Genomic DNA, 22,866 nt, shown 5'->3' on the forward strand with positions numbered 1-22,866 from the left:
CAACGGGCCCGACCTCATCCGCGCATGGCATCAAGCTGGGCATCATAGCCGCCGGGATCGATATGCACGTCGATCAGTCGCGGGCCGGAGATCCGGGAAGCGCTCTCCAGCACCCGCGCCAGTTCCTCCGACCTGCGCACGGTGGCCCCGTGGCAACCCAGCGCCTGTGCCATCATGGCGAAATCGACGGGGCGGGATGCGACACCGGCCTGCGGGCGCTGCTGCTTGCGCTGCTTGACGTCGATCAGGCTCAGCATGGCGTCATTCAGGACAATGACGGTGATATCCAGCCCGTGCTCCGCCGCCGTGGCCAGCTCCGGCAGGCACATCATCATGCCGCCGTCACCGGTGACCGCGACGACCGGCCGGTCGGGTTCGTGCAGGGCGCTGGCAATGGCCACGGGCAGCGCATAGCCCATGGTGGACAGGCCGTTCGATTTCAGTACGCCGCATGGTTCGTCCGCCATCCAGCGCGCCAGGGTCGGGAACATGTGCGCCCCGGCATCGACGGTCAGCCGGGTGCCCGCGGCAGCGGCGCGCTGTACGTCATCAATGACGAAATCGGGGGAGATTCCCTCGACATCCGGGTAGGCGATGCGGCTGCGATAGGCGGCGCGCAACCGGGCCAGTTCGTCATGGTCCCATCCGGGGCCGGGCGATGCCGGGGTCGTTTCGGCCAGCATCTGCCGCAGGTCGCCAACGGCGATCTGTTCGGGTTTCGGATAGCCCCCCGCCGCCGCCCAGTCCCAGGTCGACAGCGCGACGACAGGTGCCGCGTAACTCCAGACGCCGGGAATCATCTCGATCGGATCGTGTCCGACCATGATGATCAGGTCGGCGGCGGACAGGGCCGCGGCCTCCGCCGTGCCGCCGGTGAACTGCGCCACCAGCAGGGGATCATGATCGGAAATCACGCCCTTGGCCTTGTAGGTCGTCAGGCAGGCCGCCCGGAGCGCATGGGCAAGGGCACGTGTTTCATCGCCCAGGTGCCGGACCTGCAGGCCGACGATCATCACCGGCTTCCTGGCCCCGGCGATACGCTGTCTCAGGCTTTCAGGCACCGTGCCTGAAACAGGTACGGTCGCGGCAGGGGGAACAGCGGGGGCATCGATCCCGGCCTCCGCCGCGACCATGTCCAGATGCACCGGACCCTGCGGCTCCTGCGTCGGCAGGTCCAGCAACGCGGCGATTTCATCCGGGGCCGTGTCAGGCCGGATCCAGCGCGCGGCCTTGGACACCGGGGTGAACCCGGCAGGCTGGTCATAGATCTGATGCCAGGTCGGACGCGCGGCTGTCGGCTCGATCCTGTCGGTCAGCAGCACCAGCGGCGACCGCTCCAGCGAGGCATAGGCCATGCCGTTCATCGCCGCCGCCGCCCCCGGCCCGACACCGGTCAGGGCGGCACCGGGCGCACCGGAAAGCTCGCCCGAGGCCGCAGCCATCAGCACGGCGGAGGTCTCGCTTCGGGTCAGCACGAATTCGACACCCAGACGTCCGCAGGCCTCGATCAGGTCGAGGCTGGAGCCACCGCCGGGCACGCCGAAGATGTGGCGGGTGCCGCGCTGCCGCAGCGCCGCGACCAGCCGCTCCGCCAGTGCCGTCATGTGTCGAACCGGGGCGGCTTGATCCCGGCCATGCCGGAGACGAAATCCAGCAGCGCCGAGAAGTCCCGCTCCCCGAAGCCTGCGGTGCCCTTCGCCGCCGTCAGCGCCTGCGCCACGGCGGAACCGGCGATCATCGGAATTCCCGCCTCCTTCGCCGCGTCCAGTGCCAGCGCCACGTCCTTGTGGGCCAGCCGGATGCGGAAGCCGGGATGGGTGTCATCCACCAGCACCTTGTTCGGCCAGGCGCCCACCAGATGGCCATTGGTGGCAGTGGTGCCGTTGATTACATCCAGGGTCGAACGGATATCCAGCCCGAAGGCCTGCGCCAGCGTCACCGCCTCCGCATTCACCTGACAGACGGAGATGGCGATCAGGTTGTTGACCAGCTTGGTGCGGATGCCGCTGCCCGGGCCGCCGCAGTGGTGAATGGTGGTTCCCATCCCCTCCAGCACCGGCTTCACGCGCCCGAAGTCATTGCCGGAGGCGCCGACCATGAACAGCGATTCACCCCGGATCGCGTGTGCCACCAGCCGCCCCACCGGCGCGTCGGCAAAGCCGATCCCAGCCTCCGTCAGGGCGCTGAACAGCCGATCCGTGGTGGCGGGTGCGATGGTCGACATGTCGATCACGGCCATGTCCGGACGCCCGCTGTCCCGCACGCCGCCGGGGCCGAGCAGCACCGCCTCCACATCCGGTGAATCGGGCAGCATGGTGATCACCAGATCGACCGCCGCGGTCAGTTCCGCCACCGATCCTGCGACCGAGGCGCCGAGTTCGGCCAGTGGCACGGTCTTCGCGATATCCGTGTCATAGACGGTCATGTCGTGTCCCTTGCGGGCCAGATTGGCCGCCATGGGGCCACCCATGGCCCCCAGTCCGATGAAACCGATACGATCCGCCATGCGCGACACCCTCCCCCGAATCCAGATACGGAAAGGGAAGCACGCAGCGGCGCACCTGTCATCACCCACACGCATTTCTCCGGGCATGACACGAGGTCGCCGGGAAAGCAGTCCGTGACGCCAGGACAGACTTCCCTGCCGCGACCATCGTGCTAGAAGAATGCATGGACCGATCGAACGACATCACCCTGCCACCCGGTGGCGACTGGCCGGTGTTTCAGCCCGGCTGGGTCTGGCTGGCCGGTGCCGGGCCGGGCGACCCCGGCCTGCTGACCCTGCACGCCCTGTCGGCGCTGCAGCAGGCGGATGTGATCGTCTATGACGCGCTGGTCGATTCGCGCATCCTCGGCTGGGCGCGCACCGGCACCCTGATCGAGTTCGCGGGCAAGCGCGGCGGCAAGCCGTCCCCGAAGCAGCGTGACATCACGCTCCGCCTCATCGCGCTGGCGCAGGCCGGCAAGCGGGTGCTGCGGCTGAAGGGGGGTGACCCCTTCGTCTTCGGGCGCGGCGGTGAAGAGGCGCTGGCACTGGTGGAGGCGGGCATCCCGTTCCGCATCATTCCCGGCGTGACGGCAGGTGTCGGCGGGCTGGCCTATGCCGGCATTCCCGTCACCCACCGCGACGTGAACCAGTCGGTCACCTTTCTGACCGGGCACGACCAGAACGGGCTGACCCCGTCGAAGGTCGACTGGCATGCCATCGCGAAGGGCTCCCCCGTCATCGTCATGTACATGGCGGTGAAACATCTGGCGCAGATCGCCGACAGCCTGATCGCCGGGGGCCGGGATCACCGTGAACAGGTCGCCATCGTCACCGACGCGACACTGCCCGGACAGCGGGTCGTCGAGACCACGCTGGCAGAGGCGGCGGCGACGGTGGAGCGGGAGGGGCTGAAGCCCCCGGCGCTGGTCGTCGTCGGCGGGGTGGTCGGCATGCGATCCGCCCTGAACTGGATCGACGGACAGTTCGCCGACCCCTCCGTGATCACCGACAGGCTGGGTCGGCGCGACCGGCAGTCCGGGTGAGCCGGGACCTGGCGCGCGGGCTGATACTGGCGGCACCGCATTCCGGCGCGGGCAAGACCAGCCTCACCGCCGGACTGCTCGGCGCGCTGAAACAGGCAGGCGTGAAGGTTGCCGCAGCCAAGTGCGGCCCCGACTACATCGACCCGACATTGCATGCGGCGGTCCTGGGACAGGACTCCGTCAATCTCGATCCCTGGGCCATGGACGCCGCAACCCTGCGGGCGCTCGCGGCACGGCAGGCGGCGGGCCACGACCTGCTGCTGGTGGAGGGCGTGATGGGCCTGTTCGACGGCGGTGCGGATGGCACCGGCTCCACCGCCGACCTGGCGGCGGCGCTGGATCTGCCGGTGGTGCTGGTGGTCGATGTGGCGCGTCAGGCGCAGTCTGTGGCGGCACTGGTGGAGGGTTTCAGCCGCCATCGCAGCGACACCCGCATCGCCGGCCTGATCCTGAACCGCGTGGGCAGCGCGCGACACGCCGACATCCTGACGACGGCCCTGAAACATCTGGACATCCCGGTGCTGGGAACGGTGCCGCGCCAGAATGGTATCGAACTGCCGTCACGCCATCTGGGACTGGTGCCGGCGGCGGAACTGCCGGACCTCGAAACACGACTGTCATTGCTGGCCGGGACCGTGTACGCGGCGGTGCCGTCGGCGGACCTGCTGGCGCTGGCGACACCCCTGCCGCCCCCCGATGCACCGGCGCAGATGCTGCCGCCGCCGGGCCAGCGGATCGCACTGGCGCAGGATACGGCCTTCTGTTTCATGTATCCGCATCTGCTGCAGCACTGGCGCGACGCGGGGGCGGAGATCCTGCCCTTCTCCCCCCTCGCCGATCAGTCCCCTGACACGGGGGCCGATTTCATCCTGCTGCCCGGCGGGTACCCGGAACTGCATGCGGGCCGTCTGGCCGCGAGCACCCGTTTCATGGACGGGCTACGCCGCGCCGCCAGGGCGGGGAAAGCCATTTATGGCGAATGCGGTGGCTACATGGTCCTGGGGGAGAGCCTGACCGACAGCGACGGGCACGCCCACTGCATGGCCGGACTGCTGCCCGTTTCGACCAGCTTCGCCGCGCGCCGCCTGCACCTGGGCTATCGCCGCCTGACCCAGGCGGGGCACCTGCCCTGGCCGCAGGATCTGGTCGGGCATGAATTCCACTATGCCACGGTCCTGCAGCAGGGCGCGGGCGCACCCTTGTTTCAGGCCCGCGACGCCCTGGGGCAACGGCTCGACGACATGGGTCGGACGTCCGGTTCGGTGAGCGGCAGCTTCGCCCACCTCATCGGACCGGCAGGGGCAGGCTGAAGACCGTCCGGCCTCAGCCCATCTGCCACATGACGCTGCGCAGGATCAGCCAGACGGAGCCGATGATCAGCAGCAGGAAGGTGACCAGCGCACCGCCGAACCGTCCGGGCGTGGTGCCGGAGGCCTTCGACAGGCCGCTGGCATGCGCGATTCGCGACAGGAACAGCAGCGCCCCGAAGACATGCAGGGCAATCGGGTTCTCCCCCGCCAGTTCCAGCAGCAGCAGGATCAGCAGGCCGAACGGAACATATTCGGTGAAGTTGCCATGCGCCCGGATCAGGCGCGCACCGGTCTCGCTGTCTCCGTCACCGATGCCGACGCCGGTCTTGCGCCGAAACCCGATGACGCGGAACGACAGCACGATGAGCAACAGGCCCAGCAGGCCCGCATAGAGCATGGTAATTGTCGGGATCATGGCATCTCTCCTTGGGCGAATACCGCTACAGCCTGCGCAACCGTCCCCGATAAGGCGGCGGCGCGCAACAGGCTTGCGTTTCACCGGCGCGAGCCGACCCGCGCGGGCGTCTGGAGAAATCCGGTGAACCGACCTACCTTTGCCGCCAGCAATCTGATCCAGGGAACAGGTAACAGAACATGACTGCACGTATCCTCGCCTTCGCCGGAAGCATCCGCCGTGATTCCATCAACCGCAGGCTGGCACAGGCCGCCGCACGTGGTGCGGAGGCCGCCGGCGCGGAGGTCACCTGGCTGGAACTGGCCGACTGGCCACTGCCGATCTACGACGGCGATCTGGAGGCGGACAGCGGCTTCCCCGAGAATGTCATCGCGCTGAAGGACATGTTCGACGCGCACGACGGCCTGCTGATCGGCTGCCCGGAATACAACAGTTCCATCACGCCGCTGCTGAAGAACACCATCGACTGGATTTCCCGCCCGATCGAGGGTCGGCCGCCGCTGCATGCCTTCCAGGGCAAGGTCGCCGGTCTGGTGGCCGGGTCCGGCGGCGCGCTGGGCGGCCTGCGCGGGCTGGTGCATGTGCGCGCGATCCTGGGCAACATCGGTGTGCTGGTGGTGCCGCAGCAGCGGGCGCTGAGCTGCAGCGCGGAGACCTTCGACGCCGACGGCGCCGTGCTGGACGAAGCCGCGCGGAAGTCCATCGAACTGGTCGGCAGTCGCGTCGCGACCGTCGCGGCGGCGCTGAAGCAGGCCTGAGTCAGACCGGTAATCCGGCGTGCGCCTGCCATCCCGCGCGCGGGGAGTCTTTCCCGCCTGACGCAAATCGGACTACCATCCCGGGAAACACGTCCTGGGGAGGAACGACCATGCGGATGGGTGCATACAAGGGTTTCGAACTTTCGCTCAGCGATCCGGGCATCCTCTGGGTGACCCTGAACCGGCCGGAGCGGAAGAACGGCATGACGTCGGCCATGAAGCGGGACCTGATCGAGGCGCTGACCCATGCGCAGATGGACGATTCAGTGCGCGTCATCGTCTTCATCGGCAGCGGCGATTCCTTCTCCGCCGGGGACGACCTGAAGGGCTATGCCACCGGCATGCGGGAGGAAGCGGGGGAGGTGCCGCTGATCCCGCCGGGCCACGACACCGGCATCGGCACCTATGACGGGCTGCGCTGGATCTCGCAGCAGCTGAACACCACCATTCGCCAGATCGACAAGATCACCATCGCCGCGATCAACGGGGTCGCGATCCAGACCGGGTTCTCGCTGGCCCTGTCCTGCGACTTCCGCATTGCCGCCACGACCGCGCGCATGGGCAGCGCCACCCTGCGCTTTGCCCTGTTGCCGGACGAGGGCGGGCAGGCCCTGCTGGTGCAGCATCTGGGCCTCAGCCGCACGATGGACTTCCTGATGCGCAAGCGCATCGTCACCGGGGCGGAGGCGGCGGAGATGGGGCTGGTCAGCAGCGCCGTCGCGCCGGAGGACCTGAAGGCGGAGGCCGAGGCGCTGGCGCGGGAGATGGCGGAGGGACCGCAGGTCGCCATGCGGCTGCTGAAACGCTCCGTCTACAATGCCGCCGAGATGACCTGGCCGCAGGCGCTGGACGACATCGCGGGCAAGACAGCGGTGGTGGATCACCACCCCGACGCGCAGGAAGGTGTCGCCTCCTTCAAGGAACGCCGCAGCCCCGCCTTCAATGCCTGGCTGGATGACAAGGCGCGGGACGCCGGATGACCGGCACGGCCCCCGGCGAAGACAGGCTGATCCTGTCCGGCATTCGCGTGATCGACGCCGCGACCTGGATTGCAGGGCCGACCGCGGCCACCGTCATGGCCGATTTCGGCGCGGATGTGATCAAGGTGGAGCCGCCCGCCGGTGACGGCTATCGCCGCCTGAACGACACGCCCGGCTTCCCCGTTGCCGATACCGACTATGCCTGGCAGCTCGACAACCGCAGCAAGCGCGGCATCACCATGGACCTGGGTCAGGACCGGGATCAGCAGCGGTTGCACGCGCTGGTGGCCAGTGCCGACGTCTTCGTCACCAATCACCCGCTGCCGGTGCGGCGCAAGTTCCGCCTGACCTATGATGACCTGTCGGCCCTGAACCCGCGCCTGATCTATGCCTCCCTGACCGCCAAGGGGGAGGTGGGACCGGAAGCGGACGGATCGGGCTTTGACCTGACGACCTACTGGGCGCGGTCCGGGCTGATGCATCTTGTGCGCCCCGACATGGCGGGGCCGCCCGCCACCTCGGTTGCCGGGCAGGGCGACCACCCGACCGGCATCTCCCTGTTCGCGGCGGTCATGCTGGCCCTGTACGAACGAACGATGACCGGCAGGGGCCGGGAGGTCCATACCTCCCTGATCGCCAACGGGCTCTGGTCCAATGCCGTGCTGACCACCGCCTCCCTCGCCGGGGCAGAGATGAAGAACAAGCGCCCGCGCCACGACCCCTGGACCGCGATGGTGAACTACTACGAGACCCGCGACGGGCGCTGGTTCATCATGTCCGCGCTGGATCCGGACCGGGACTTCCGGCGTCTGACCGAAGTCATCGAACAGCCCGGCCTGCTGACCGACCCGCGCTTCGCCACCGTCGAGGCGCGGTCCGAGAATGCGGTGGCCCTGACGGCGGTCTTCGACGTCGCCTTCCGCCAGCGTGACTGGGCCGAATGGCAGGTCCGTCTGGGCGAGACCCGGCTGGCCGTCGGTCCCGTGCTGACGCCGGACGAGTCAGCCGCAGACCCGCAGGCGCGGGCCGTCGGCGCGATCCGCGACACGGATGAAGGCGCGCTGCTGCCCCACCTCATCGATACCCCGATCTGGGTCTCCGGCCAGAACAAGGTCGCCCCCCGCCGCGCCCCCACCCCGGACGAGCACGGCGACGCCATCCGCGAAGCCCTGGATGCGGGACGCTCCCCCTGGGTGGGATAGGGTGAATCAGGTGGCCGCTCAGGCCGCCGTCTTCGTGTCCACGATCTCGACGATGTCGGCCATGATGGCGGCGAGGTCGAAGTCCTTCGGGGTGTAGATACCGGCGATACCGGCGGCCTTCAGGGTGGTGGCGTCGGCTTCGGGGATGATGCCGCCGACGACGACAGGGATGTCGCCCAGGCCTTCGGCGCGCAGCCCCTCCAGCACGTCGCGGGCGAGGGCGGCGTGGCTGCCGGACAGGATCGACAGGCCGACCAGGTGCACTGCCTCCTCCAGCGCCGCATCGATGATCTGCTGCGGGGTCAGGCGGATGCCTTCATAGACCACTTCCATGCCGGCATCGCGGGCGGCGACGGCGATCTGTTCGGCCCCGTTCGAATGGCCGTCCAGCCCGGGCTTGCCCACCAGGATCTTGATCCGGCGCCCCAGCCGTGCCGAGACTTCATCCACCCGCTTGCGCACGTCCACCAGGCTGGCGGCGGCAACGCCGATGGCCCCGCCGACACCGGTCGGTGCGCGGTATTCACCATAGATCTTGCGCAGCGTATCGGCCCATTCGCCGGTGGTGGCGCCCGCCTTCGCGGCGGCAATCGACGCCTCCATGATGTTGCGGTCTTCCCGCGCGGCCCGGTCCAGCTCCGCCAGCGCGGCCTCCACCGCCTTGCTGTCGCGGCCTTCGCGCCAGGCCTGCAGGGCAGCCACCTGATCGGTCTCCGCCGCATCATCGACGGTCATGATGGCATCCGCCGAATCGGCCAGCGGCGAGGGCGCGCTCTCCGTGAAGCGGTTGACGCCGATGACCGGAATGTCGCCGCGCATGATCGCCTGCACCCGCCGGGCATTGCTCTCCACCAGGGCTTCCTTCATGTAGCCGCTCTCGACCGCCGCCAGGGCACCGCCGAGCCTGTCGATGGTGGCCAGTTCCTCCCGCGCCGTGGCCTTCAGGGCCTCCACCTTGGCGTCGATCACGGGGGAGCCGTCGAAGATATCGCCATATTCCAGCAGGTCGGTCTCATAGGCCACGATCTGCTGCAGGCGCAGGCTCCACTGCTGGTCCCAGGGGCGCGGCAGGCCCAGCGCCTCGTTCCAGGCGGGCAACTGCACTGCGCGGGCGCGGGCGTTCTTCGACAGCACCACGGCCAGCATCTCGATCAGGATGCGGTAGACGTTGTTCTCCGGCTGCGGCTCCGTCAGGCCCAGGCTGTTGACCTGCACGCCATAGCGGAAACGACGGAACTTCTCCTCCTCCACCCGGTAGCGGTCGGCCAGCAGTTCGTCCCACAGGTCGACGAACGCGCGCATCTTGCACATTTCCTCGATGAAGCGGATGCCGGCATTGACGAAGAAGCTGATGCGCCCGGCAACGGCACCGAACATCTCCGCCGGGACCTCGCCGCGATCCCGCACCGTATCCAGCACGGCAATGGCGGTGGCCAGCGCGAAGGCCAGTTCCTGCTGCGGCGTCGCGCCCGCTTCCTGCAGGTGGTAGGAGCAGATGTTGGTCGGGTTCCACTTCGGCATCTCCGTCACCGTGAAGCCGATGACGTCGGAGATCAGTTTCAGGCTCGGCGCCGGCGGGAAGATGTAGGTCCCGCGCGAGAGATATTCCTTCACGATGTCGTTCTGCACCGTGCCCATCAGCTTCGTGCGGTCGGCCCCCTGCTCCTCGGCGGTGGCGACATAGAGCGCGAGCAGCCAGGGCGCGGTGGCGTTGATGGTCATGGAGGTGTTCATCTGCTCCAGCGGGATCTGGTCGAACAGCGCCCGCATGTCACCGATGTGCGAGATCGGCACGCCCACCTTGCCCACTTCCCCCTTGGCCAGCGCATGATCGCTGTCGTGGCCGGTCTGGGTCGGCAGATCGAAGGCGACGGAGAGGCCGGTCTGACCGCGCGAGAGGTTGGTGCGGTAGAGTTCGTTGGAGGCCCGGGCGGAGCTGTGACCGGAATAGGTGCGGATCAGCCAGGGCCGGTCCCGTTTGACTCCAGCAGTTTCCGCAGGGTTGGCGCCAGTTTCAGCATTCATCAGATTATTCCGTCACATTGATCATCTACGCACGAAAATTACGTCTTGCGTGCAGCAATGGAAATATCATATCACTTGCCGCGCTGCAAAACGCGTTTTGCGGCTGTGCAACATAAACCCGTTGCCCCGGAACGGTCCAGCGTATTGACTGGATGCGCGGCAACGGGCGCGTTAGAGCATGGTCGCGCAGAATTGGAGTAATGAGCATGGCCGAGATGCAGGCAGTCGAGAACACCCCCATCGACCCCAACAACGGCGATCGCCGTGACCTCTATGAAGTGGGCGAGATTCCGCCGCTGGGTCATGTGCCGCCGAAGATGTACGCCTGGGCGATCCGCAAGGAGCGCCATGGCAATCCCGACACCGCCATGCAGTGCGAGGTCGTGGACACGCCGGAACTGGACAGCCACGACGTGCTGATCCTGGTGATGGCCGCCGGCGTCAACTACAACGGCGTCTGGGCCTCCCTCGGCACGCCGCTGTCCCCCTTCGACATCCACAAGCAGCCCTATCACATCGCCGGTTCCGATGCCTCCGGCGTGGTCTATGCCGTCGGCTCGCGCGTGAAGCGCTGGAAGGTGGGTGACGAGGTCGTGGTCCATTGCAATCAGGACGACGGCGACGACGAGGAATGCAATGGCGGCGACCCGATGTTCTCCACGTCGCAGCGCATCTGGGGCTACGAGACACCGGACGGGTCCTTCGCCCAGTTCGCCCGCGTGCAGGACCGGCAGCTGATGCCGCGCCCGCGCCACCTGACGTGGGAGGAGAGCGCCTGCTACACGCTGACGCTCGCCACGTCCTACCGCATGCTGTTCGGCCATCGCCCGCACATCCTGCGTCCCGGTGACAACGTGCTGATCTGGGGTGCCTCCGGCGGTATCGGCTCCATGGCGGTGCAGCTCTGCGCCGCCGCCGGTGCCAACGCCATCGGCGTCATCTCCGACGAGACCAAGCGCGAGTTCGTCATGTCGCTGGGGGCCAAGGCGGTGCTGAACCGCAAGGACTTCAACTGCTGGGGACAGATGCCGACCGTGAACTCCGATGAATATCACGCCTGGACCAAGGAGATGCGGAAGTTCGGCAAGGCGATCTGGGACATCACCGGCAAGGGCAATGACGTGGACTTCGTCTTCGAGCATCCGGGCGAGAGCACCTTCCCCGTGTCCTGCATCGTGGTGAAGCGGGGCGGCATGGTGGTGTTCTGCGCCGGGACCACCGGCTACAACCTGACCATGGATGCGCGCTTCGTCTGGATGCGGCAGAAGCGGATCCAGGGCAGCCACTTCGCCAATCTGAAGCAGGCCACCCAGGCCAACCAGATGGTGATCGAACGCCGCGTCGATCCCTGCATGTCGGAAGTCTTCTCCTGGGACGACATTCCGCGTGCCCACATGAAGATGCTGGCGAACGAGCACAAGCCCGGCAACATGGCCGTGCTGGTCTCGTCGAAGCTGCCCGGCCTGCGCACCATCGAGGACGCGATCGAGGCCGGCAACGGCTGAGACCCCGCGTCCGCCACGTGCTGACAGGCATTGCCGACCGGCAATGCGACCGGCACGCGGCTGAACCTGTCCGGCCTGGCAGGCATCCCCGCAGGGGCATGTCCGTCAGGCCGGTCGCGTTGCGCGGCATTGCAGCCTGTATCTTCAGCGCAGGCTCTGGCCTATAACGCCGCCATCACTTCATTCCGCATATATTACGGGAGGCCACCATGCCCGATTCCGCACCTGTCCTGAGTGCCACTGACGAATCCCCCGTCCTGTCCGATCTGCTGCGCCTGTGCCGTGGCGCACTGGACGCCGCCGACCGCTACAAGCAGGTCGCGATCAACTCGGTTGCCGGGCTGGTCCGCAACGAGGAGGGCCGGATCGATGCGAAGCTGCTGGAGGTCAACCAGTACGCCAGCCACGGCCTCGCCTGGGTCGCAACCTATGTCGAGAGCCTGCGCGAGCTGCTGAACTGGGCCGAGCGGCTGGACCAGGAAGGCAAGCTGAACGAGCTGGAACGCCTGATCCTGCAGGCCGGTTACGGCGAATATCTGGCACAGCTCGGCAACGGCATCCCGATGAACCAGGGCGAGGTCGTGCGTCCGCAGGACCTGAACATCGACATGACCCAGGTGCAGCGCCTGGGCACGCCGGAAGTGCGCCGCCTGATCTTCAACGGCAATACCGCCGCCGTCCGCGCGCGCATCGCCGCGCTGCTGGACAACGCACTGGAGACCGGCAATTTCGGTGATCCGGGGCTGGACGAGACCTATGGCATGGTCCGCGACCAGTTCCGCAAGTTCGCCGACGACAAGGTGGCCCCGCACGCCCACAAGTGGCACCTGGACAACGAACTGATCCCCATCGAGGTCGTGAAGGAGATGGGCGAGCTGGGCGTCTTCGGCCTGACGGTGCCGGAGGAATATGGCGGACATGCCATGGGCAAGATGGCCATGTGCGTGGTCTCGGAAGAGCTGTCGCGCGGCTATATCGGGGTCGGCTCCCTCGGCACCCGCTCCGAGATCGCGGCCGAGCTGCTGCTGACCGGCGGTACCGAAGAGCAGAAGCAGCGCTGGCTGCCCGGCATCTGCTCCGGCGAGATCCTGCCGACCGCAGTGTTCACGGAACCCAACATCGGCTCCGACCTCGCCTCCCTGCGCACCCGCGCGGTGAAGGACGGCGATACCTACCGTATCACCGGCAACAAGACCTGGATCACCCATGCGGCCCGCGCCGACGTGATGACGGTGCTGGCCCGCACCAACCCGGATGAGCCCGGCTATCGCGGCCTCTCCATGTTCTTCGCGCCGAAGCCGCGCGGCGAGGACGGCAACCTGTTCCCCGCCGAGGGCATGAGCGGTGGCGAGATCGAGGTGTTGGGCTATCGCGGCATGCGCGAGTACGAACTGGGCTTCGATGGTTTCGAGGTCGGAGCCGAGAACCTGCTGGGTGGAGAGGAAGGCAATGGCTTCAAGCAGTTAATGGCCACCTTCGAATCCGCCCGGATCCAGACCGCGGCCCGCGCCATCGGCGTGGCCCAGAATGCGCTGGAGACCGGCATGCGCTATGCCAAGGACCGGGTGCAGTTCAATCGCCCGATCTATGAGTTCCCGCGTGTCCACGGCAAGGTCGCCTGGGCGGCTGTCGAGACCATGATCGCGCGGCAGCTGACCTATTTCTCCGCCCGCACCAAGGACGAGGGCCGCCGTTGCGACCTGGAGGCCGGGATGGCCAAGCTGCTGGGCGCCCGCGTCGCCTGGGCCAATGCCGACAATGCGTTGCAGAGCCATGGCGGCAACGGCTTCGCGCTGGAGTATGACATCAGCCGCATCCTCTGCGACGCCCGCATCCTGAACATCTTCGAAGGGGCCGGCGAGATCCAGGCCCAGGTCATCGCCCGCCGACTGCTCGAAGGCGCGAACTGACAACCGGCCGGCGTGGCAGTCCAACCAGACCGCCACGCCGAGCGGCTTCCGATCGCTTGACCTTCCAGTGACAGGAACCCCGACACTGCACGCCTGTGCAGGTCAAGGAGGATTCCCATGTCACCGATACGTCTGATAATCGTGATGGTGCTGGCCGGTCTGACTGGCGGTGCCGTCATCTGGCTGCTGGTTCGCGGCGGTACGTCTTAACAATCGCTGACGCATCTGGTTGACGTGTCCGTGCCCCAGCTTTCCGGTGCGGCGGCATCCGGGAAGGTCGTCTTTGACAGGAACTGCGTTGCCTGCCACGGCGCCAACGCCGGGGGCGGACTGGGTGGCCCGCCACTGGTCCACAAGATCTACGAACCCGGTCACCATGCCGACACCAGCTTCGTGCTGGCCGTGAAGAACGGCGTGCGGCAGCATCACTGGTCGTTTGGCAGCATGCCCCCGATACCCGGCGTTTCCGAAGCCGAGGTGAGTCAGATCATCGCCTATGTCCGGACCCTGCAGCGCGCCAACGGCATCCGCTGAACGACAATGTTTCGCTTGAACCGATCCGGTGACGGCAGCAGGCTTGTCGCTTCAGCGCGGACCGCGGCCCGATCCGGCACGGTCTTGCGCCAACCTGGGAGGGAACCATGTCAGCCGTTGTAACACTGGAACTGAGGATCAAGGACGAAGCCTGGGAGACGTTCCGCACCGAGTTTCCGAAGATCCTGCCCGACACGAAGGCGTTCGAAGGCTGCGAGGCGCTGAAGGGCGCCATCGATGAGGAAAACAAGACCATCTTCCTCTACGAGCAATGGCGTGACGCCGCCGATCACAAGAAGTACATGGCCTGGCGGCAGGAACGGGGTGACCTGGACCAGATGGGCAAGGCCCTGCGGGAACCGCCGATCCTGCGCACCATGGGCATGATGGACATCTGATCGGGCCCGCGTCAGCCGGACGTCCATCGTCCGGCTGACAGGCCGCTGTCGAACCCGCCATGTCGCGCGCGCGTCAGTGCGGGTCGGTGGCGGCGTAGCGCCAGTGACGGTGAAGGAGCATGAACGTGCCATGACTTCTTCTGGCGGAGGACGGGTGCAATGAAGACCCATGCACGGGCGGTGGTGATCGGTGGCGGTGTCGTCGGTGTTTCGACGCTGTATCACCTGGCGAAGAAGGGCTGGTCCGATGTCGTGTTGCTGGAGCGCAACGAGCTGACATCCGGGTCAACCTGGCACGCGGCCGGGCTGCTGCCGCTGTTCAACCTGTCCTACTCCGTCGGCCAGATCCACAAGTACTCGGTGCGCCAGTACGGCGAACTGGAGGCAGAGACCGGCCAGGACGTCGGCCTGCGCCGCGTCTCCAACATCCGCCTCGCCTCCTCGAAGGAGCGGATGGACGAATACCTGCAGTATGCCGGCGTGGCGGAGACTATCGGCGTCGATGTGCGCCAGCTGACCCCGAAGCAGGTGAAGGAGATCTGGCCGCTTTGCAACACCGACGATCTGATCGGCGCGATCCAGCATCCGGATGACGGGTACGTCCAGCCTGCCGACCTGACCCAGGCCTTTGCCACGGGCGCACGCCAGCGTGGTGCCACGATCTATCGCCAGACCCGCGTCACCGCCATCGACCGCACTGCGTCCGGGGAGTGGAAGGTCACCACCGACAAGGGCGAGATCACCTGCGAGCACCTGATCTCCGCCACCGGCAACTTCGTGCAGCAGACCGGGCAGATGCTGGGCCTGAAGATCCCCGTGATCCCCGTGGAGCACCAGTACATCGTCACGGAGGCGCATCCCGACATCCTGGCCCGCAAGGAACAGGGCCTGCCGGAGATGGGCGTGCTGCGCGATTCCAACGCGTCCTGGTACATGCGCGAGGAACGCGGTGGCCTGCTGCTCGGCCCCTACGAGAAGGGTGCCCCCGCCTGCTACATCAACGGCCCGAAGCCGGACGCCGAGTTCGAACTGTTCCAGGAGGATCTGGAGCGGCTGGAACCCCATATCGAGAGCGCCATCTACCGCGTCCCCGCCTTTGGCGAGGTCGGCGTGAAGCAGGTCTACAACGGTGCGATCTGCTACACTCCGGACGGCAGCCCGATCATCGGCCCGGCGTGGGACATGCCCAACCTCTGGCTGAACGAGGGCCACAGCTTCGGCATCACCGCGGCAGGCGGCGCAGGCTGGCAGCTCGCCGAATGGATCGTCGACGGGGAGCCGACCATCGACATGCTGGGCGTCGACCCCCGGCGCTATGGCGATTACGCCACGAAGTCGTATCTGAAGGTGAAGAACGAGGAAGCCTACGCCAACGTCTTCGTCACCCACTTCCCGGATGAGGAGCGGGAGGCCGGTCGCCCGCTGCGCACTGCCCCCTGCTACGACCGCCTGAAGGATCTGGGCGCCGTGTTCGGCCAGAAGTTCGGCTGGGAGCGCGCCAACTGGTTCGCACCGGAAGGTGTCCCGCAGGAAGACGACTGGTCCTTCCGACGCTCCAAATGGTTCGAGCATGTGAAGAACGAGGCGCTGAATGTCGCGGAGAATGTCGGCATTCTCGACATGACCGCCTTCGCCAAGTGCCGCATCTCCGGCCCCGGCGCACTGGATTTCCTGCGCAACCTGCTGGCCAACCGCCTGCCGCGTGTCGGGCGCATCGGCCTCTGCCATGCCCTGAACACCCGTGGCGGCGTGCACTCCGAGTTCACGGTGGTCCGCGAGGCATCCGACAGCTTCTACCTGGTCTCCGCCGGTGCCTACCAGCGCCTGGATCACGACTGGCTGAAGCAGCACATGCCGGCCGACGGTTCCGTCCGTTACGACCAGATGACCAACCAGAACGGTGTGCTGGTGATCGCCGGGCCGAAGGCGCGCGATCTGATGCAGCGGGTCTCCGATGCCGATTTCTCCAACGAGGCCTTCCCCTGGCTGACCGCCCAGCAGATCGACGTCGGGCTGGCCCCGGCGCTGGCCTGCCGCGTCAACTTCGTCGGCGAGCTGGGCTGGGAACTGCATCACCCGATCGAGTACCAGAACCACATCTTCGACGCGCTGTGGAACGCCGGGCAGGACCTGGGGCTGAAGCCCTTCGGCATCCGCGCCATGGACATGCTGCGGATCGAGAAGTCCTACCGCATGGTCGGCACGGAACTGTCCATCGAGTATGCGGCCTACGAATCCGGTCTCGACCGTTTCGTGCATCCCAACAAGGGCGAGTTCATCGGACGTGACGCCCTGGTGGAGTGGCAGCAGCGCGGTTTCAGCAACGCCTTTGCAACAGTCGAGGTCCATGATGTGACCGATGCCGACGCACTCGGCAACAATCCGGTCTATCTGGACGGGGCACTGGTGGGGCGGGCAACATCGGGTAACTATGGACCACGCACCGGAAAATCACTCGCCATGGTCATGGTGCGCCCCGACCTGGCAAAAACTGGTACGGAACTTGAAATGAGAATTCTGGATCGGATGCACCGAATTACAGTTCTCGATGAAAGCCCGTTTGATCCGGAGAATACGCACCTTCGCGCCTGACCGCTCTCTCCTCCCCAGAATGACGTCGGCGCGAACAGCCCCGTCGCCCCACCTCCCCGGGGCGGCGGGGTTTTCCTTTGCGGCCGACCTCCCCTCCGACGGACGGCATCAGGGTCCGAAATGAACAATAAACAGGCAGTTGACCGGTTTCGCGTCAGGCTGGCTGCGATCTGGCGGCCCGTACCTCGATCCGGCGGTAGTACGCCCCCAGGGTCACCGTCCGCGCGACATTGAAGATGCTCAGGCTAGCCCAGAGGCCATGGTTCCCGAACATGTCCGGCAGGGTCAGGATCGCCACGACGAAGACCCCGAGCGACAGGATCATCGCATTGCGCATCTCCGCTGTCTGGGTCGCACCGATGAAGATGCCGTCCAGCTGGTAGCACCAGATCGCGAGCAGCGGATAGAGCACGATCCAGAACAGGTACGCCTCTGCGGTCGCCTGGACATCCGGCTGGTCCGTCATGACGGCGATCAGCAGGGGGCCGCCAACCAGATAGATGATCGCGACGCCGACAGCGACGATCAGGGCCCAGATCGTGCTGGCAACCACAGCCTCCCGCAATGCGCCAAGGCTGCGCGCGCCCAGCGCCCCGCCGACCAGCGCCTCCGCCGCGAAGGCGAAGCCGTCCAGACCGTAGGCCAGCAGGTGCACCATCTGCATCAGGATCGCATTGGCGGCCAGCGCCAGATCCCCCAGCCGGGCGCCCACACGGGTGGCCCAGGAGAAGGCGATGATCAGGCAGGCCGTGCGCACGAAGATGTCGAAGTTGGCGCTGAGCAGCCGCCTGCCCTGCACGGGATCGAGAATGGCAGGCCAGTTGAACCGCCCCCCGTGCGGGCGCAGCACCCGCAGGGCGACAACGATACCCAGGATCGCCGCTGAATATTCACCGATCAGGGTTGCCCAGGCGACGCCCGGAACCCCCATGTCCAGCCCCACGACGAACAGCAGGTCCAGCGCGATGTTCACCCCGTTCAGCCAGATCTGGATCGCCAGCGCCAGCCGGGGCCGCTGCATGCCGATGAAGAACCCCAGCAGGGCGTAGTTCACCAGCGCCGCCGGCCCGGTCCAGACACGGATGGAGAAATATTGCTCCGCCAGACCCTGCACGGTCGCGCTGGGGTCGAGCAGGTGGATCGCCCCGGACCAGAGCGGTTGCTGCAGCGTCACCAGCAGGGCACCGAACAGCACCGCAATCAGGATGGCGCGGCCCAGGATCGCCCGCACCTCGGTGAAGTCGCCCGCGCCCATGGCCTGCGCCACGAACCCCGTGGTGCCCATGCGCAGGAACCCGAACATCCAGAAGATGCCGGTGAAGGCGGCGGCACCGATGGCGACCGCGCCGATATATTCCGGTCCGGGCAGACGGCCGACGACCGCCGTATCGACAAGGCCCAGCAGGGGCGTGGTGACGTTCGACAGGATCACGGGCCAGGCCAGGTGCCAGACGCGGATCAGTGTCGCCCGGTCCGTGCCGCTCACGCCGCCCGCCGGTAGCGGCCCGCCATGCGGTCCTGCAGGCCGTACCAGGCCATCGCCGGCCCCAGGAACCAGGGCCACCCGCGATAGTAGAACCGCCCCGGAAACGCCATGTCGTCGAAGGCTGTCCGCCCGGCCAGGTCACCCAGTGCCTTCTGCCCCAGCTTGTGGCCGAGCCAGACCGACATGGCCACGCCCGAGCCGCCGTAGCAGAGCGCATGGCCGATCCGTTCATCCATCCCGATCTTCGGGAAATGGTCGAAGCTGAAGGCCACCTTGCCCCACCAGCAGTGGGTGATCCGCGTGCCATCCAGCTCAGGAAAGATCTGGCCGATGCGATTGCCGATGTACTGCGCCAGCCGCGGCCCCTGCTTCGCGGCGAACAGGCCGGGGCGCGTGCCCAGCAGGATGCGCCGCCCGTCAGGGCTGGGCCGGAAATAGTTCAGCAGGTTGAAACTGTCGGTGATCATCCGCCCGCTGGGAATCAGCCGCTCCACCAGGGCCGGGTCCAGTTCCTCCGTCGCCGCGATGGCGCTGGTGACGGGAATGACGCGGCGCTGCAGGTCGGGTTGCAGGTTGCCGGTATAGCCGTTGGTGCAGATCAGCACCCGGTCGGCATTGATATAGCCGAGACCCGTGTCGAGGCGGATGAAGTCATCCTCCTCCTCCAGTCCCAGCACGGCGGTCCGCGCCAGCACGGTCACCCCGGCGTTGCGGGCCGCATCCATCAGGCCGTCGTGGAACTTCGCCGGGTGCAGGCCGCCGGTTCGGGACTGCACCCGCCCCCCGGCATAGAGCGGGCTGGCCAGGAACTGCGCCTGCTCCTCCGCACTGACCATTGTCGCACCAATGTCCCCGCGCGCCGCCTGCTCCGCCGCCAGCGCGGTCTCCATCGCCCGGAAATGTGCCGGATTGACCGCCGGGTAATACCGCCCCATCCGCCCGAAGTCGCAGTCGATGCCCAGGTCGAGGATCAGCCGCTCGACATAGTCGACCGCGTTCGCGGGCTCCGCCATCAGGGCCTTTGCGCGTTCGCTGCCGAAGGTCTTTTCCAGCTTCGGAAAGGATGGCTTCAGCCGGTCGCCCACCATGCCGCCGTTGCGGGTGCTGGCGCCGTCGCCGGGATCCTCAGCATCGAAGACAACCACCTTCGCGCCACCGCGCGCCGCGGTCAGTGCGGCGGAAAGACCGGTGTAGCCGCCACCGACAATGGCAACATCGGCACGGGCGGGCATCTCCGGTTCAGGCGGCGCATGGCGCTTGCGGGCATCCCACCACCAGGGTCGGAAGACCAGGTCGTCGGCCAGCTTCAGGCGGGCGGATGTCGTCATTTCGGTTCGAAGTTCCCGGGCAGATCTGCAGAATCAGTCGCGCCAGGAAGTATCCTTCCGATCGATCTCCCGCACCAGCGCTTCGAAGATCCGGTCAGCCGCCGTCGCGCCCTCACCTTCGAAATTGTCCATGACGCCCTGGGAACGGTCGACGATTGCCTGTGTCACGGGAATGATCGGCTGCCCGCTCTGCTGGGCCATCATCTGGACATCGCAGGCCCTCTGCAGGGTCCAGATGCGCTGGAACGCCGCCGCCGCGGTATGGCCACAGGTCAGCAGCCCGTGACTGCGCAGGATCATGTAGTTCTTCTCACCCAGGTTGGCGACAAGCCTTGTCTTCTCATCCGCGTCGCAGGTTACACCTTCGAAGTCGTGATAGGCGACCCGGTCGCCGATGATCGCGCCATAGAAATTGTCACGGGACAGCCCCGCAGCCTGACAGGCCACCGCCACACCCGTGGTGGAATGCGTGTGCATGACGCAATGCGCATCTTCGCGTGCTGCATGGATGGCGGAGTGGATCACGTAGCCCGCCGGGTTGATGCCCCACTCACTGTCCCCAATGATGTTCCCGTCCAGATCGACCTTGACCAGGTTGGAGGCCGTGACCTCCCGGTACCAGAGTCCGTAGGGATTGATCAGGAAATGATGCTCCGGACCGGGCACCCGCAGGGTGATGTGATTGAAGATCAGCTCGTACCAGCCGAAATGGTCGAAGATGCGATAGGTGGCCGCAAGCGACTGTCGCGCCTGCCATTCCGCATCACTGCAGTTGGCCCGAACTGAAGAAACTGGCCTTGAACCATCAGCCATGATACTTGCCTCCGTCTGAAATACCGTTGCGGCAACTTACCATGTGACGGTGGACGATTGGCAATTTATCTGCCGCCATTTGGCAATGTCCGCCTGACCATCGTTCTCTCTGATGTGCGACATTCTGACAGTGTAATCGAACGTGATGCGACCAACCATCGCGGGCTGTATTCTGATTTACTTGTTCAATAAATTCATGATTCCTTCAGGAAATACTTTCATTTCTCTCGTAAATGACTAGATTGCGGCTCGAATCCTTGGTCCGGAGCGATCATCGAGACGATTCAAGTTCTGAGAATTGCAAACAGGAGTTGCCGCCATGGCATCGATTACGGCTGAGAATGGTGCCACCACGCAGCATGATCTGCTCGAAATGACCGCAGAGGTCACCGCCGCGTATGTTTCCAACAATGTTGTCGCTTCCGATGAACTGCCGGAACTGATCAACCGCATCCACACCGCCCTGGCCGGTGCAGGCACCTCCGAGCCGGAGCCGGAGGCCGAGAAGCAGAAGCCGGCTGTCTCCGTGCGTCGCTCCATCACCCCGGACTATCTGATCTGTCTGGAAGACGGCAAGAAGCTGAAGATGCTGAAGCGCTATCTGCGCACCAACTTCAACATGTCGCCGGAAGACTACCGCGCGAAGTGGAACCTGCCGTCGGATTACCCGATGGTCGCACCCAGCTACGCCGAGAAGCGGGCCGAGATGGCAAAGGCCATCGGCCTGGGCCGCGGGGGCCGTCGTCGCCGCGCCTGATCGCTTCAGGCAACCTGATCTGCCGGACGGGCCGTCCCGCACTGTGATCGCAGTGATGGTGCGGCCCGTTCTGCGTCTCGCCGGCTCCGGACGAAACCGGGCACGGCTTGATCGCCTGTTTCACAGGCGGCAGACTTCCCGGCCACAACAGATCAACACCTCATGCAGATCGGACAGTCATCATGCGAGCCTGGGAAATCATTTGCGGTGACGGCGTCGATGCGCTGAACCTGGCGGAACGGCCAACGCCGACGCCCGGCCCCGGCGAGGTCCGGCTGAAGATCAGTGCCAATTCGATCAACTATCGCGACCTCAGCACCATCGAGGATCCGATTACCCGCAAACTGCCATTCCCCACCGTACCGAACTCGGACGGGGCCGGGGTCGTGACCGCTGTCGGTCCCGGCGTCAGCCTGAAGGAAGGCGACCGCGTCACCTCCTGCTTCTTCGAGGACTGGACCGCCGGGGAGATCAGCGCCGCCGCAATGGCATCCGCACTTGGTGGCGCGCGTCAGGGGGTGCTGGCGGAGGAAGTCATCCTGCCCGAACGCGGTGTCATCCCGACCCCGGCACACCTGACGGATGCGGAGGCGGCCACCCTGCCCTGCGCCGCGCTGACCGCGTGGCACGCGCTGACCCAGCCGCGACCGGTGCTGGCGGGGGAGACGGTGCTGCTGCTGGGCACCGGTGGTGTCTCGGTCTTCGCACAACAGTTCTGCGCGATGATGGGGGTGCGGACCATCGTCACCTCTTCCTCCGACGAGAAGCTGGCGCGCATGAAGGCGCTGGGCGCGGATGAAACCATCAACTACCGCACCACGCCGGACTGGGATGCGGCGGTGCTGGACCTCACCGGTGGCACGGGCGTTGACCGGGTGGTGGAGGTCGGCGGCCCCGGCACCTTCGACCGGTCGGTGAACGCGGTGCGTGTCGGTGGCATCATCGGCCTGATCGGCATTCTGACCGGCGCCGCCGGACAGGCGAGCCCGACAGCGATCATGCGCAAGTCGGTGACGATACGCGGCATCTATGTCGGTCCCCGGTCGATGTTCGCCGACATGAACCGCGCCATCACCACCCACGGCCTGAAGCCCGTGATCGACCAGTCCTTCGCGTTCGCGGACGCCCGCGCCGCCTACCACACCATGCGCGCCGCAAGCCATTTCGGAAAGCTGGTGATCGAGGTCTGAGCCGACGTTGCGTCAGCGGGGGCGGGAGCGTTCAGCGGGACTGCCCCCACCCTCACGATGCTCGCGGACCTGATCCGCGAGCCCAGTCTCCCACGCCGGAGCGGCACTCCTGGGTACCCGGGTCAAGCCCGG

General features: G+C 66.4%; 19 protein-coding genes. 12 read left to right on the forward strand and 7 right to left on the reverse strand.

The features are described 5' to 3' along the window. Positions 1–14 precede the first annotated feature (14 nt). Positions 15–1,604, reverse strand: coding sequence for a thiamine pyrophosphate-binding protein (locus tag QGV54_RS16500; protein WP_281019556.1), 1,590 nt, complete (start codon positions 1,602–1,604; stop codon positions 15–17). Further along, entirely contained in the window at positions 1,601–2,506 is a 906-nt protein-coding gene (locus QGV54_RS16505; RefSeq protein ID WP_281019555.1) for an NAD(P)-binding domain-containing protein, read from the reverse strand. Before QGV54_RS16505 ends, QGV54_RS16500 begins: the two co-directional genes overlap by 4 nt. Before the next feature lie 164 nt (positions 2,507–2,670). Here QGV54_RS16505 and cobA point away from each other — a divergent pair, with 164 nt between their 5' ends. After that, complete coding sequence (gene cobA / locus QGV54_RS16510; protein WP_281019554.1) at positions 2,671–3,531, forward strand: uroporphyrinogen-III C-methyltransferase; 861 nt, start codon at positions 2,671–2,673, stop codon at positions 3,529–3,531. Continuing rightward, complete coding sequence (locus tag QGV54_RS16515; RefSeq protein ID WP_281019553.1) at positions 3,528–4,841, forward strand: cobyrinate a,c-diamide synthase; 1,314 nt, start codon at positions 3,528–3,530, stop codon at positions 4,839–4,841. Before cobA ends, QGV54_RS16515 begins: the two co-directional genes overlap by 4 nt. Positions 4,842–4,854: 13 nt before the next feature. On the opposite strand, the gene QGV54_RS16520 is transcribed toward QGV54_RS16515, so the two are convergent. Further along, positions 4,855–5,256 (reverse strand): MAPEG family protein, encoded by a 402-nt coding sequence (locus QGV54_RS16520; protein ID WP_281019552.1) that lies wholly within the window; start codon positions 5,254–5,256, stop codon positions 4,855–4,857. A 179-nt stretch (positions 5,257–5,435) separates the two neighbouring features. Here QGV54_RS16520 and QGV54_RS16525 point away from each other — a divergent pair, with 179 nt between their 5' ends. The 3 genes from QGV54_RS16525 (at position 5,436) to QGV54_RS16535 (ending at position 8,196) form a co-directional block, all read left to right on the forward strand. Then, positions 5,436–6,014: an NAD(P)H-dependent oxidoreductase gene (locus tag QGV54_RS16525; RefSeq protein ID WP_281019551.1), complete on the forward strand. Its 579-nt coding sequence runs from the start codon at positions 5,436–5,438 to the stop codon at positions 6,012–6,014. A 110-nt stretch (positions 6,015–6,124) separates the two neighbouring features. Continuing rightward, complete coding sequence (locus QGV54_RS16530) at positions 6,125–6,994, forward strand: enoyl-CoA hydratase/isomerase family protein (RefSeq protein WP_281019550.1); 870 nt, start codon at positions 6,125–6,127, stop codon at positions 6,992–6,994. Further along, on the forward strand, positions 6,991–8,196 hold the full coding sequence (locus QGV54_RS16535) for a CoA transferase (RefSeq protein WP_281019549.1): 1,206 nt from the start codon (positions 6,991–6,993) through the stop codon (positions 8,194–8,196). Before QGV54_RS16530 ends, QGV54_RS16535 begins: the two co-directional genes overlap by 4 nt. Before the next feature lie 18 nt (positions 8,197–8,214). Here QGV54_RS16535 and QGV54_RS16540 read toward each other — a convergent pair whose 3' ends face one another. After that, positions 8,215–10,221: a protein meaA gene (locus QGV54_RS16540; RefSeq protein ID WP_281019548.1), complete on the reverse strand. Its 2,007-nt coding sequence runs from the start codon at positions 10,219–10,221 to the stop codon at positions 8,215–8,217. Between the two features lie 206 nt (positions 10,222–10,427). Between QGV54_RS16540 and ccrA the strand changes: the two genes are divergently transcribed. The 5 genes from ccrA (at position 10,428) to QGV54_RS16565 (ending at position 17,160) form a co-directional block, all read left to right on the forward strand. After that, positions 10,428–11,726, forward strand: a complete 1,299-nt coding sequence (ccrA, locus tag QGV54_RS16545) for a crotonyl-CoA carboxylase/reductase (protein WP_281019547.1) — start codon at positions 10,428–10,430, stop codon at positions 11,724–11,726. 209 nt (positions 11,727–11,935) lie between these two features. Beyond that, the gene (locus QGV54_RS16550) at positions 11,936–13,636 is read left to right on the forward strand and encodes an acyl-CoA dehydrogenase family protein (protein ID WP_281019546.1); all 1,701 of its coding nucleotides are present in this window, start codon (positions 11,936–11,938) and stop codon (positions 13,634–13,636) included. Between the two features lie 234 nt (positions 13,637–13,870). Then, positions 13,871–14,170 (forward strand): cytochrome c, encoded by a 300-nt coding sequence (locus QGV54_RS16555; RefSeq protein WP_281019545.1) that lies wholly within the window; start codon positions 13,871–13,873, stop codon positions 14,168–14,170. Positions 14,171–14,277: 107 nt separating this feature from the next. Continuing rightward, the gene (locus tag QGV54_RS16560) at positions 14,278–14,568 is read left to right on the forward strand and encodes an antibiotic biosynthesis monooxygenase (RefSeq protein ID WP_281019544.1); all 291 of its coding nucleotides are present in this window, start codon (positions 14,278–14,280) and stop codon (positions 14,566–14,568) included. Between the two features lie 159 nt (positions 14,569–14,727). After that, positions 14,728–17,160 (forward strand): FAD-dependent oxidoreductase, encoded by a 2,433-nt coding sequence (locus QGV54_RS16565; RefSeq protein ID WP_281019543.1) that lies wholly within the window; start codon positions 14,728–14,730, stop codon positions 17,158–17,160. A gap of 154 nt (positions 17,161–17,314) precedes the next feature. Here the strand turns inward: QGV54_RS16565 and QGV54_RS16570 are convergent, their stop codons facing one another. Genes QGV54_RS16570 through QGV54_RS16580 form a run of 3 tightly spaced genes read right to left on the reverse strand, consistent with a single transcriptional unit; the run spans position 17,315 to position 20,787 of the window. Next, positions 17,315–18,646, reverse strand: coding sequence for an MATE family efflux transporter (locus QGV54_RS16570; protein WP_281019542.1), 1,332 nt, complete (start codon positions 18,644–18,646; stop codon positions 17,315–17,317). Continuing rightward, positions 18,643–19,974, reverse strand: coding sequence for an FAD-binding oxidoreductase (locus QGV54_RS16575; protein ID WP_281019541.1), 1,332 nt, complete (start codon positions 19,972–19,974; stop codon positions 18,643–18,645). Before QGV54_RS16575 ends, QGV54_RS16570 begins: the two co-directional genes overlap by 4 nt. Before the next feature lie 33 nt (positions 19,975–20,007). Then, positions 20,008–20,787, reverse strand: a complete 780-nt coding sequence (locus tag QGV54_RS16580; protein ID WP_281019540.1) for a class II aldolase/adducin family protein — start codon at positions 20,785–20,787, stop codon at positions 20,008–20,010. Between the two features lie 319 nt (positions 20,788–21,106). On the opposite strand from QGV54_RS16580, the gene QGV54_RS16585 reads away from it, so the two are divergent. Both QGV54_RS16585 and QGV54_RS16590 read left to right on the forward strand, forming a co-directional pair. After that, entirely contained in the window at positions 21,107–21,544 is a 438-nt protein-coding gene (locus QGV54_RS16585) for a MucR family transcriptional regulator (RefSeq protein ID WP_281019539.1), read from the forward strand. Positions 21,545–21,726: 182 nt separating this feature from the next. Beyond that, a complete protein-coding gene (locus tag QGV54_RS16590) occupies positions 21,727–22,734 on the forward strand; it encodes an NAD(P)-dependent alcohol dehydrogenase (protein ID WP_281019538.1) in 1,008 nt (335 codons plus the stop codon). Positions 22,735–22,866 lie beyond the last annotated feature (132 nt).

Origin of the sequence: Minwuia sp. IMCC3060 (assembly GCF_029909435.1) — a bacterium.
Lineage (GTDB): Bacteria > Pseudomonadota > Alphaproteobacteria > Minwuiales > Minwuiaceae > Minwuia.

Excerpts from the sequence above, each read along its gene's own strand:
- QGV54_RS16500 (WP_281019556.1), bottom strand. The coding sequence starts at position 1,604 with ATGACGGCACTGGCGGAGCGGCTGGTCGCGGCGCTGCGGCAGCGCGGC.
- QGV54_RS16505 (WP_281019555.1), bottom strand. The coding sequence starts at position 2,506 with ATGGCGGATCGTATCGGTTTCATCGGACTGGGGGCCATGGGTGGCCCC.
- cobA (WP_281019554.1), top strand. The coding sequence starts at position 2,671 with ATGGACCGATCGAACGACATCACCCTGCCACCCGGTGGCGACTGGCCG.
- QGV54_RS16520 (WP_281019552.1), bottom strand. The coding sequence starts at position 5,256 with ATGATCCCGACAATTACCATGCTCTATGCGGGCCTGCTGGGCCTGTTG.
- QGV54_RS16525 (WP_281019551.1), top strand. The coding sequence starts at position 5,436 with ATGACTGCACGTATCCTCGCCTTCGCCGGAAGCATCCGCCGTGATTCC.
- QGV54_RS16530 (WP_281019550.1), top strand. The coding sequence starts at position 6,125 with ATGCGGATGGGTGCATACAAGGGTTTCGAACTTTCGCTCAGCGATCCG.
- QGV54_RS16535 (WP_281019549.1), top strand. The coding sequence starts at position 6,991 with ATGACCGGCACGGCCCCCGGCGAAGACAGGCTGATCCTGTCCGGCATT.
- QGV54_RS16540 (WP_281019548.1), bottom strand. The coding sequence starts at position 10,221 with ATGAATGCTGAAACTGGCGCCAACCCTGCGGAAACTGCTGGAGTCAAA.
- ccrA (WP_281019547.1), top strand. The coding sequence starts at position 10,428 with ATGGCCGAGATGCAGGCAGTCGAGAACACCCCCATCGACCCCAACAAC.
- QGV54_RS16550 (WP_281019546.1), top strand. The coding sequence starts at position 11,936 with ATGCCCGATTCCGCACCTGTCCTGAGTGCCACTGACGAATCCCCCGTC.
- QGV54_RS16560 (WP_281019544.1), top strand. The coding sequence starts at position 14,278 with ATGTCAGCCGTTGTAACACTGGAACTGAGGATCAAGGACGAAGCCTGG.
- QGV54_RS16565 (WP_281019543.1), top strand. The coding sequence starts at position 14,728 with ATGAAGACCCATGCACGGGCGGTGGTGATCGGTGGCGGTGTCGTCGGT.
- QGV54_RS16575 (WP_281019541.1), bottom strand. The coding sequence starts at position 19,974 with ATGACGACATCCGCCCGCCTGAAGCTGGCCGACGACCTGGTCTTCCGA.
- QGV54_RS16580 (WP_281019540.1), bottom strand. The coding sequence starts at position 20,787 with ATGGCTGATGGTTCAAGGCCAGTTTCTTCAGTTCGGGCCAACTGCAGT.
- QGV54_RS16585 (WP_281019539.1), top strand. The coding sequence starts at position 21,107 with ATGGCATCGATTACGGCTGAGAATGGTGCCACCACGCAGCATGATCTG.
- QGV54_RS16590 (WP_281019538.1), top strand. The coding sequence starts at position 21,727 with ATGCGAGCCTGGGAAATCATTTGCGGTGACGGCGTCGATGCGCTGAAC.